The sequence below is a fragment of the Nocardioides sp. zg-DK7169 genome, assembly GCF_013155365.1.
Classification (GTDB): Bacteria; Actinomycetota; Actinomycetes; order Propionibacteriales; family Nocardioidaceae; genus Nocardioides.
On sequence record NZ_JABJRA010000017.1, the window covers coordinates 44,778 to 55,246 of the forward strand.

A 10,469-nucleotide genomic window follows, 5' to 3' on the forward strand; every position below is an offset into this window, starting at 1 on the left:
ATCCCTGCGTGGCTCCAGTGTCGGCCCAGCGTCGACCCAGGGCCGCCGGGTCAGTCCTCGGCGGCGACCGGCGACTCGATCGGGAAGCGCAGCTCGTCCTTGCGCACCAGTGCCGCCTTCACCAGGCCGGCGAAGAGCGGGTGCGGGCGGGTCGGGCGCGAGCGCAGCTCGGGGTGCGCCTGGGTGGAGACGTAGTACGGGTGCACCTCGCGCGGCAGCTCGACGAACTCCACCAGGGTGTCGTCGGGGCTGGTCCCGGAGAAGACCAGGCCGGCCTTCTCGAGGCGCTCGCGGTAGGCGTTGTTGACCTCGTAGCGGTGGCGGTGGCGCTCCTCGATGCGCGGCGCGCCGTACGTCTCCCGCACGACCGAGCCCTCCTTGAGGACCGCGGGATACAGGCCCAGGCGCATCGTGCCGCCCAGGTCGCCGGCGCCCTCGACGATGTCGACCTGCTCGGCCATCGTGGCGATGACCGGCTCGGGGGTCTGCGGGTCGAACTCGGTGGAGCCGGCCTGGCTCAGGCCGAGCTCGGTGCGGGCGTACTCGATGACCATCGACTGCAGGCCCAGGCACAGCCCCAGCGTCGGGATCTTGTTCGTGCGGGCGTAGGTGAGCGCGCCGAGCTTGCCCTCGAGGCCGCGGATGCCGAAGCCGCCGGGCACGCAGATCGCGTCGACGTCGTGCAGGTGGCGTGCGGCGCCCTCGTGCGTGGCGCACTCGTCGGAGGCGATCCAGCGGATGTTGACCTTGGCCTCGTTGGCGAAGCCGCCGGCGCGCAGCGCCTCGACCACCGAGAGGTAGGCGTCGGGCAGGTCGATGTACTTGCCGACCAGCGCGACCGTGACCTCCTCCTTCGGGTGGTGGACCCGGCGCAGCAGGTCGTCCCACAGGCTCCAGTCGACGTCGCGGAAGGGCAGGTCGAGGCGGCGCACGACGTAGGCGTCGAGGCCCTCGCGGTGCAGCACCTTGGGGATGTCGTAGATCGACGGGGCGTCCGCGCAGGTGATGACGGCCTCGGTGTCGACGTCGCACATCAGCGCGATCTTGGCCTTGATGCCCTCGGGCAGCTCACGGTCCGCGCGGCACACGATGGCGTCGGGCTGGATGCCGACCTGGCGCAGCGCGGCGACGGAGTGCTGGGTGGGCTTGGTCTTCAGCTCGCGCGAGGGCCCGATGTAGGGCACCAGCGAGACGTGGATGAAGAAGCAGTTGTCGCGCCCGACGTCGTGGCGCACCTGGCGGGCGGCCTCGAGGAACGGCAGCGACTCGATGTCGCCGACGGTGCCGCCGACCTCGGTGATCACCACGTCGACGCTGTCGTTGCCCGAGCCGGCCATGGCGCGGATGCGGTCCTTGATCTCGTTGGTGATGTGCGGGATCACCTGCACGGTGTCACCGAGGTAGTCGCCGCGGCGCTCCTTGGCGATCACGCTCGAGTAGACCTGGCCGGTCGTGACGTTCGCGATCTGGTTGAGGTCGGTGTCGAGGAACCGCTCGTAGTGGCCGATGTCCAGGTCGGTCTCGGCTCCGTCGTTGGTGACGAAGACCTCGCCGTGCTGGAAGGGGTTCATCGTCCCCGGATCCACGTTGAGATACGGGTCGAGCTTCTGCATGGTGACGCGGAGTCCGCGCGAGCGCAGCAGGCGGCCCAGGCTCGAGGCCGTGAGTCCCTTGCCGAGCGAGGAGGCGACGCCTCCAGTGACGAAGATGTGCTTGGTCTGGGTCCCGGGCTTCACGGGATTCCATGCTATCCCAGAGGAACCGGTCCTGCCTCACCCGACGCCCCGTAGGCGCCGCCTGTGCCGTCCATCTCACGCACCAGGGCCAGCACCGAGCTCACCTGGCCGAGCACCGTCTCGACCCCGTCGACCGTGGTGACCTGGGCGGCGGCAGGGTCCTCGCGCAGCTGGGCGAGGTCACCGTCGGCGCCGGAGTCGCTGTCCGCGACCACCACGACGCCGGTCGCGGCCGAGGCGAGCCCGGAGACCAGGCCGGCCAGCACGGTGGGCTCGCTCTCCTCCCCCAGCACCAGCAGCACCAGCGGTGCGAGGCCCGCCTCCTCGTCGGTGGCGGTCACGAGCTCGGCGGCGAGGAGGCTCTGGCGGATCGTCTCGGCGTCGGCTCCGGGCTTCTCGGGGGCACCGGCGGTGGCGACGGCGTGGCCCAGCAGCTCACCGATGCGCGCATACGTCGTGGCGCCCGCGTCGACCAACCCGCGGTCGACCTGCTCGACCAGCTGCGTGCCGAGGGTGTCCACGAGGGTCTTGGAGGCCCCGGAGACCAGCTCGGTGCTGAGGTCGTAGCGACCGGCGACGCTGCCGCCCGCCGCTTCGACCTGCGCGGTGAGACCGGTCACGGTCTCCTCCTCGACGCCGGGCGCCGTGAGCAGGGCGACGGGGCGCTGGCGCAGCCCCGCGGCGTACAGGCGCGGGCCGGCGGCGGCCGCGAACTCCTCGGCGAAGGCGAGGGTGCGCTCCTCGCGCGGCCCGGGGGCGTCGGCCGCGGTGGCCGAGCCGTCCCGGCCGAGCTCGCTGAGCGGGCCCCCGCCCAGCACCACCCCCGTGGCGAGGGCGAGGAAGACGGCGACGAGCGAGACGACGTGCTGGCGGTAGGAGATCAACCGACGGTTCCTTCGAAGAGTGCGCGGAGCTGGTCGAACCATTCCTGGCCGGCCGGGGTGACGCCGAGCGCCGCGCCCAGCGCGACGAGGCCGGCGAGCATGACCAGCAGCAGGTGGTGGGGGCGGACGCGTCCGGAGTAGAGCCGCGGCACCGCCGTGGCGTCGACCAGGCGCGGTCCGAGCTTGAGACGGGTCAGGAAGGTGCTGGGCAGCCCGGAGCGCTGGCGGTCCAGGAAGTCGGTGAGCGTCGCGGTCATCCCGACGCCCACGACGAGCGCGGCGTCGCCGGCGTCGGCGAGCAGCAGCGCCACGTCCTCGGCGGTCGCGGCGGTGGTGACGACGAGCGGGCTGATGCCCATCCGCATCAGCGGGTCCACGGGCGCCGGGCGGCCGCGCTCGACGCGCAGCACCACCTCACGGGCGTCCTTGAGGGTCTGCGCGGCGGGCATGGCGGCCTCGTCGGCCGCGTCGACCACCAGGACGTCCACCCGCTGGCGGCGCTCGCGCAGGTCGTCGCCGGCACGACCGACCGCGATCACGACCGGGGCCTGCTCGCGCAGCCAGACCCGGGCACCGTGCAGCTCCTCGGCGTGCTGGTGGCCCTGGACCACGACGAGCACCGAGCGCCCCGCCAGGCGGACCGCGAGCCGCGGCAGGCCGCGCCCGTGCAGCAGCAGGTCCTCCTCCTGGCGCAGGAACTCCGCGGCGTTGCGGGTCAGGCTGTCCAGCTGGGCGCCGAGGCCCGAGCGCGCCTGCTCCATGCGGGCCCGCAGGGTCTCGGCGTCGACGACGTGGCCGGTGGCGACCGCGGGCGCATCGGCGTCGCCGCCGGCGTGCACGGCGCCCTCGTGGAGGCGTACGACGCCGCCGTCCCGCAGGTCGGTCAGGACCGCCGCGCCGGCGTCCTCGACGAGCAGCACGCCCGCCTCGGCGAGCAGGACCGCGCCCTGGCTGGGGTAGCGCCCCGAGAGCATCGGGGCGGCATTGAGGACCGCGGCGACGCCGGCGTCGAGGAACGCCTGCGCGGTGTCGCGGTCGAGGTCGAGATGGTCGAGGACCGCGACGTCGCCGGGGCGCAGGCGCGGGAGCAGCGCGCCCGCCCGACGGGCGACGCGGGCGGTGCCGACGACACCGGGAGGGGCGGTTGCGGACCGGGAACGAGCAAGGGACTTCATGGCCCTGCCAGTGTCACAAACCGGCAGGGCCGTCCTCCGGACGTGCGCGGCGTGGGCGCGTCGGTGTGGCGGTCCTCACCCCAGGCCACGGTCCGGCTCAGCCGAGCGCGCGGACCGGGGCGGCGACCTCGAGCAGCTCACGGGCGTGGGCCAGCGCGGTGTCGGACTCCGTCATGCCGGCGAGCATCCGGGACAGCTCGCTGACCCGCTGCTCGTGGTCGAGCACGGTGAGCCCGGAGCTGGTGACCGACCCGTCCTGGGACTTCTGCACCACGACGTGGCGGTCGGCGTACGCCGCCACCTGCGGCAGGTGGGTGACCACCAGGACCTGCGCGCTCTGGGCCAGGCGGGCCAGGCGGCGTCCGATCTCGACTGCGGAGGTGCCGCCGACGCCCGCGTCGACCTCGTCGAAGACGAAGGTGGGCACCGGGCTGGTACCGGCGAGCGCGACCTCCAGGGCGAGCATCACCCGGGACAGCTCACCGCCGGAGGCGCCCTTGCCCAGCGGGCGCGGCTCGGAGCCGACGTTGGCGGCGAGCAGGAACTCGACCTCGTCGATGCCGGAGGGTGCGTAGCGCAACCAGCGCTTGCCGACGCGCAGCGGACCGCCCGGCGCGGGGGCGGCGGGCGCGTCGACCTCGTGCTGGCGCACCTCGATGCTCACCCGGGCGTGCGGCATCGCGAGCAGCCGCAGCTCGGCGGTGACCGCCTCGGCCAGCTTGGTCGCCGAGGACCGGCGGGCCTCGGACAGCGCGGCGGCCGCGGCCGCGAGGTCCACGCGCAGCTGCTCCTGCTCGGCACGCAGCTGCTCGATCCGCTCGTCGGTGCCGTCGAGCTCCAGCAGGCGGCGCGAGGAGGTCTCGGCCCAGGCCAGCACCTCGTCGATGCTCTCGCCGTACTTGCGGGTGAGGGCGGTCAGCGCGGCGCGGCGCTCGGAGACCGCGGCCAGGCGGGCCGGGTCGACGTCGATGCGCGAGGCGTAGGACGCCACGTCGGCGGCGGCGTCGGAGAGCAGGTAGGAGATCTCGGCGAGCCGGTCGGCGAGCTCGCCGGCCTCGGTGTCGTGCCCGCGGACGCCGTCCAGCGCGGTGCGCGCGGCGGTGACGGTGGCCAGGGCGTCCGGGGAACCGTCCTCGCTGGACAGGGCCTCGCGGGCCTGCTCGGCAGCCAGGCGCAGGGTGTCGGCGAACCCGAGACGGGTCTCCTCGGCTGCCAGCGCGGCGTCCTCCCCCGGCTCGGGCGAGACCTGCTCGACCTCGTCGAGGCCGAAGCGGAGCAGGTCGGCCTCGCGGGCGCGGTCGCGGGCGTGCTCGACGACGTCGGCGAGCTCGCGCTCGGTCGCGGCGAGGCGGGCGAACAGCTCGGAGTAGGCGGCCACCAGCCCGGCGGTCTCCTCACCGCCGAAGCGGTCCAGTGCGTCGCGCTGGGCGCGCGGCTGGAGCAGCCGGTGCTGGTCGGACTGTCCGTGCACCGCGACCAGCGGCTCGGTGAGCCGCCCGAGGGTCGCCACCGGCACGCCGGCGCCGCCGACGTACGCGCGCGAGCGGCCCTCGGCGGAGACGTTGCGGGCCAGCACGACCCGGCCGTCCTCGACCTCGCCTCCGGCCTCCTCGACCGCCGCGGCGAACTGCGGCAGCGCCCAGGTGGCGACGACGCCCTCGACGCGGGCCGACCGGGCGCCGGTGCGCACCGCGCCGCTGTCGGAGCGGCCGCCGAGCAGCAGGCCCAGGGCGGTCACGATCATGGTCTTGCCCGCGCCGGTCTCACCGGTGATCACGGTCAGGCCGGGACCGAGCTCGAGGGTGGAGAAGTCGATGACCCCCAGGGACTGGATCCGGATCTCCTCAAACATCGGAGCCCTGTCGTCGACGTCGCTCCGCTGACCCGCGCCAGCCCTCGACCGAGAGCCCGAACTTCGCGACCAGCCGGTCGGTGAACGGGGCCTCGTGCAGCCGCACCAGCCGGACCGGGGTCGCGGCGCGGCGCACCTCGATCCGGGCGCCGGGGGGCAGGTCGACGGCGCGGCGGCCGTCGCACCACAGCACCCCGCGCCCGTCGGTGCGGGCGATCAGCTCGACGGCGAGCACCGAGGTGGGTGCCACCACCATCGGGCGCGCGAACAGCGCGTGGGCGCTGATCGGCACCATCAGCAGCGCCTCGACACCGGGCCAGACGACGGGGCCGCCGGCACTGAAGTTGTACGCCGTGGAGCCGGTCGGCGTCGCGCACACGACGCCGTCGCAGCCCCAGCGCGAGAGCGGCCGTCCGTCGACCTCCACCACGACCTCGATCATCCGCTCGCGTGCGGCCTTCTCGACGCTCGCCTCGTTGAGCGCGAACGTGGAGGTGACCAGCTCGCCGTCGCGGTAGACGCGCACGTCGAGGGCCAGGCGGTCCTCGGCGGTGTAGCGGCGCTCGACGATGGCCTCGATCGTGGACTCGACGTCGTCGTGCTCGGCCTCGGCGAGGAAGCCGACGTGCCCGAGGTTGACGCCGAGGACCGGGGTCCCGCTGTCGCGGGTGATCTCCACCGCGCGCAGGATCGTGCCGTCGCCGCCGATGACCAGGGCGAGCTCGCAGTCGTCCCCGGCGCCCTGCTCGGCGCCGGTGAGCTCCAGCGGCGGGTCGTAGGCCTCCGGCTCGAGCCGGAGATCGTGCGCCTCCACCGCCGGGACGCGGACGACGATGCCGTGGCCGGTGAGCGCCTTGGCGCAGGCGCGGGCCACGTCGCGGGCTTCCTCGCGTCCGGTGTGCGTGAGCAGCAGGACGCGTCGAGTCATGGCTCCACCCTCTCACCAGGCTCCGACGGGGCATCCGCGCGGCTCGCTGGGCCGCCGTGGTCCGCGACCGGGCCGCGCTCGACCTCGGCGCGGATCTCCTCGCTGCCGATCGTCGCCGGCCCGCGCCGCAGCCACAGGAAGAACTCGACATTGCCCGACGGGCCGGGCAACGGGCTGGTCACGACGGCACGCGCGCCCCAGCCGCGGCGCGCCGCAGCCTCGGCCACGCCGAGGACCGCCTCGTGGCGCAGCGACAGGTCGCGCACGACGCCGCCCTTGCCGACGCGGTCCTTGCCGACCTCGAACTGCGGCTTGACCATGAGCGCCAGGTCGCCGTCCTCGGCAGTGACGCCGAGCAGGGCGTCAAGCACGATCTCGAGGGAGATGAAGGACAGGTCGCCGACCACCAGGTCGACGCTGCCGCCGATCATCGCGACGTCGAGCTCGCGGACGTTGGTGCGGTCGTGGACCACCACCCGCTCGTCGCTCTGGATGCGCCAGGCGAGCTGGCCGTAGCCGACGTCCACGGCGACCACCTGGGCCGCGCCGTGGCGCAGCAGGACGTCGGTGAAGCCGCCGGTGGAGGCGCCCGCGTCGAGGCAGCGGCGCCCCTCGACCTGCAGGCCCAGCGGCTCGAACGCGGCGAGGGCGCCGGCCAGCTTGTGCCCGCCGCGCGAGACGTAGTCCGGGCGGTCCGGGTCGCTGGCCACGACCAGGGCGACGTCGGTCGTCACGCCGGTCGCCGGCTTGGTGGCGACGGCGCCCTGCACCTTGACGCGGCCGGCGGCGATCAGCTCGCTGGCGTGCTCGCGCGACCGGGCCAGTCCGCGGCGGACCAGCTCGGCGTCGAGACGTTGACGACGAGGAGGCACTGCGTCCCCCTCAGGCGTCCGTGTGCGGGCGCGTGGCGCCGGGCTGTGCGGGGGTAGGTACGTCGAGCGCGGCACGCAGCCGGTCGTGGGCGTCCTCGAACACCGCGACGTGCTCCTGGAGCGGGCGTCCCGCGAGCGAGTCGACGGCCGCCAGGACCCCGTCGACGCCGGCGTCACCGGTCCGCGGCGGTCGCTCGGGCTGCTCGGAGCCGGTCTCAGTCATGCCCCGAGGCTACCGCTGCGAACCGACAGGACCCGGTCCGGGCACGGCCAGCCCGGCCGTGTCGAGCACCACTCCAGTGGCGTCCAGATGGGCCCACGCCGCCGTGGCGACCGCCCGCCACCACGACTCCACGTCTCCCTCGCCCTCGACGACCAGACGGCCGTCCTGCGCGCTGGCCGTCCAGCCGCCCAGCACCGCCCGGCCCTCCTCCGTCCGCGGCGCCTCATGAGGCGTCGCGAGGGCGCCGAGGTCGGAGCCGACATAGGTCGGTCGCAGCTCGGCCGGGGCGCTGACCAGCTCGGCGAGGCCGGTGACACCGGTGAGCACCAGGAGGCTCTCGATGCCGATCCGGCGCGCGCCCTCGATGTCGGTGTCGAGGCGGTCCCCCACCATCAGCGGGCGGGTGCCGCCGACGCGGCGCACGGTCTCCTCGAGCAGCGGGCGCTCGGGCTTGCCGGCGACGACCGGCACGACGCCGGCGAACCGAGCGACCGTCTCGACCAGCACGCCGTGGCCCGGCGCCACGCCGTACGCCGTGGGGATGCTCAGGTCGGTGTTGCTCGCGACCCACGGCAGCCCGTCGCGGACCCGCACCGCCGCGCGCATGACCTCGCGCCACAGCACGTCGGGACCGTAGCCGGTGACCAGGGCGACCGCGTCGTCCTCGACCCCGACCGGGACCAGGCCGTCGCTCAGCAGCGCCTCGCGCAGGCCGACCGCGCCGAGGAGGACCACGCGGGCGCCGACGCCGAACCGCTCCAGCAGCACCCGCGACGCGGCCTGGGCGGAGGTGACGACGTCGTCGGGGGCGGCCTCGATCCCGAGGTCGCGCAGGTGGGTCGCGACCGCCTCCGGCGTGCGCGAGGCGTTGTTGGTGACGAACGCCAGACGCGCCCCCGCCCCTCGGGCGCGGCGCAGGTGAGCCGCGGCCCCCGGGACGGCCTCGCCGCCGATGTAGACGACGCCGTCGAGGTCGAGCATCACCAGGTCGTGACGCTGGTCGAGTGGCAGGTCCGACGACCCGAGCATGTGAGGCCTTCCTTGGTGCGAAGTGGTTGCCGCAGCACCCTACGATGCACCGATGAGCTCCCGCGCCGTGGTCGTGCCCCCGCACGTGGCCCGCCCGCTGCGCCTGCTCCCCTTCCGTGCGCTCATGCTGCCCCCTGCCCGCGGGCCCCGTGGCACGGTCGAGCGGGCGCTGGGGCGTCCCGGCGCACGCGTGGAGGAGCTGCTCGCCCGGTGGGCGGCCGAGGGCCGGCTCACCCACGACGACACGCCGGGCCTCTACCTCCACGAGTACACCACCGCCGGGATCACCGTCCGCGGGCTCGTCGGGGCGCTCGACGTCTCCCGGCGCGCCGAGGACCCCGCCGAGCAGGCCGTGCTCCCCCACGAGGGGGTGCACTGCGACCAGGTGACCCAGCTCGCCGACCGCATGGGCCACATGGAGGTCGATCCGGCCCCCATCCTGCTGGTCCACCGCGGGCCCGCGCGCCTGCGCGAGCTGCTGGCGGACGTACGGCGGTCCGAGCCGATCGCGACTTTCACCGACCACACCCAGCAGCAGCACCGGCTCTGGGCGCTGCGCGACCGTGAGCAGCTGGAGGCCGTCGAGGAGGCACTGGCCCGGGCGCGGGTGCTGATCGCCGACGGCCACCACCGCTACGCCGCCTACCTGGCCCTGCAGGGCGCGCACCCCGGCGGCGGGCGCAACACCGGCCTGGCGATGCTGGTCGACCAGGACGACACGCCGCTGTTCCTCGGCCCGATCCACCGGGTGCTGCCGGGCACCAGCCTCGAGTCGCTCACCAGCGCCGCGCGCAGCGCCGGCGTCGACTTCGCGTACGTCGCACGACGCGACGCGCTCGCGGCCCTCGGTCCCAGCGCGGTGGTCGCCACCGACGGACGGCAGTGGGCGGTGCTCGCGGTCGCCTCGACCACCGACCGGGCCGCGGTCGAGATCCTCCACGAGGACCTGCTGCCGGCCCGCCGTGGCACCCCCCCACCGGTGGAGTACCGCCACACCGTCGAGGCGGCCCTCGCCGATGCCCGTCCGGGCCGCGCGCTCGCGGTGCTGATGCCGGCGGTCGACCTGGACCTGGTGACCAGGATCGCGACCACCGGGCGGCTGCTGCCGGAGAAGGCGACCTCCTTCCAGCCCAAGCCCACCCCCGGGCTGCTCATCCGCTCGCTGCGCGACGCACCCGTCGGCCGCTGAGCACCTCGATCTCGTAGCGCGACGCAGGCGCGGCCCCGGCCCGGAAGAACCGGCGGCGCACGGCGCCGCTCACCTCCACCACGTCGCCGGCCGCCCAGGCGCGCGCCGCCGCGCGCACCCGACCGCCCCAGATCGCGCAGTCCAGCACGTCGACGCGCTGGCGGGAGCCGCGCAGGTCACCCGAGCGGTCCACCACGAGCCGGAACGTCAGCACCCGGTCGCCGCTGGGCAGCTCGCGCTCCTCGGGCGGCTGGGAGACCCGTCCCACCAGGCGCACCTCGTTGGTGCCCTGAGCGGTGTCCCCGTCCGGTCGGTCCTTCGTCGTCCGTGCGTCCATCGCACTCACCTCCGCGCCCCACCCTCGGCGCGGGGGCCGACAACCGTTCTCCGGGACCCGACGATCTGGGGACCAGCTCGACCCGGGGCTCGCCTGTGGACGGTTGTCGGCGCGCGCAAATAGCAGAAAGGGTCGCACCCTCACGGGTGCGACCCTTTCTGTGAATGATTGTCCGGCGGCGTCCTACTCTCCCACAACCTCTCGGTTGCAGTACCATCGGCGCTGAAAGGCTTAACTTCCGGGT

The 10,469-nt window shown here is 74.6% G+C and carries 10 protein-coding genes and 1 rRNA gene; 1 reads left to right on the forward strand and 10 read right to left on the reverse strand.

The window, feature by feature from the left end:
- Positions 1-50: 50 nt before the first annotated feature.
- The 8 genes from HOQ23_RS19845 to HOQ23_RS19880 all read right to left on the reverse strand — a co-directional run bounded on the left by HOQ23_RS19845 (position 51) and on the right by HOQ23_RS19880 (position 8,699).
- Positions 51-1,736, reverse strand: a complete 1,686-nt coding sequence (locus HOQ23_RS19845) for a CTP synthase (RefSeq protein ID WP_172217234.1) — start codon at positions 1,734-1,736, stop codon at positions 51-53.
- Between the two features lie 11 nt (positions 1,737-1,747).
- The gene (locus HOQ23_RS19850) at positions 1,748-2,620 is read right to left on the reverse strand and encodes a copper transporter (protein WP_172217236.1); all 873 of its coding nucleotides are present in this window, start codon (positions 2,618-2,620) and stop codon (positions 1,748-1,750) included.
- A complete protein-coding gene (gene steA, locus HOQ23_RS19855; RefSeq protein ID WP_172217238.1) occupies positions 2,617-3,795 on the reverse strand; it encodes a putative cytokinetic ring protein SteA in 1,179 nt (392 codons plus the stop codon). The genes HOQ23_RS19850 and steA overlap by 4 nt, the downstream gene beginning before the upstream one ends.
- Before the next feature lie 97 nt (positions 3,796-3,892).
- Positions 3,893-5,647, reverse strand: a complete 1,755-nt coding sequence (gene recN, locus HOQ23_RS19860; RefSeq protein ID WP_172217240.1) for a DNA repair protein RecN — start codon at positions 5,645-5,647, stop codon at positions 3,893-3,895.
- Positions 5,640-6,575 (reverse strand): NAD kinase, encoded by a 936-nt coding sequence (locus tag HOQ23_RS19865; protein WP_172217242.1) that lies wholly within the window; start codon positions 6,573-6,575, stop codon positions 5,640-5,642. The genes recN and HOQ23_RS19865 overlap by 8 nt, the downstream gene beginning before the upstream one ends.
- Positions 6,572-7,447 (reverse strand): TlyA family RNA methyltransferase, encoded by an 876-nt coding sequence (locus HOQ23_RS19870; protein WP_172217244.1) that lies wholly within the window; start codon positions 7,445-7,447, stop codon positions 6,572-6,574. Before HOQ23_RS19870 ends, HOQ23_RS19865 begins: the two co-directional genes overlap by 4 nt.
- 10 nt (positions 7,448-7,457) lie before the next feature.
- Complete coding sequence (locus HOQ23_RS19875; protein WP_172217246.1) at positions 7,458-7,670, reverse strand: hypothetical protein; 213 nt, start codon at positions 7,668-7,670, stop codon at positions 7,458-7,460.
- A 9-nt stretch (positions 7,671-7,679) separates the two neighbouring features.
- The gene (locus HOQ23_RS19880) at positions 7,680-8,699 is read right to left on the reverse strand and encodes an HAD-IIA family hydrolase (protein WP_172217256.1); all 1,020 of its coding nucleotides are present in this window, start codon (positions 8,697-8,699) and stop codon (positions 7,680-7,682) included.
- Between the two features lie 22 nt (positions 8,700-8,721).
- Between HOQ23_RS19880 and HOQ23_RS19885 the strand changes: the two genes are divergently transcribed.
- A complete protein-coding gene (locus tag HOQ23_RS19885) occupies positions 8,722-9,888 on the forward strand; it encodes a DUF1015 family protein (RefSeq protein ID WP_367650595.1) in 1,167 nt (388 codons plus the stop codon).
- Here HOQ23_RS19885 and HOQ23_RS19890 read toward each other — a convergent pair.
- Positions 9,851-10,225 (reverse strand): single-stranded DNA-binding protein, encoded by a 375-nt coding sequence (locus HOQ23_RS19890; RefSeq protein WP_172217260.1) that lies wholly within the window; start codon positions 10,223-10,225, stop codon positions 9,851-9,853. The genes HOQ23_RS19885 and HOQ23_RS19890 overlap by 38 nt on opposite strands.
- A gap of 170 nt (positions 10,226-10,395) precedes the next feature.
- Positions 10,396-10,469, reverse strand: a 5S ribosomal RNA gene (gene rrf / locus HOQ23_RS19895); the annotation flags it as partial.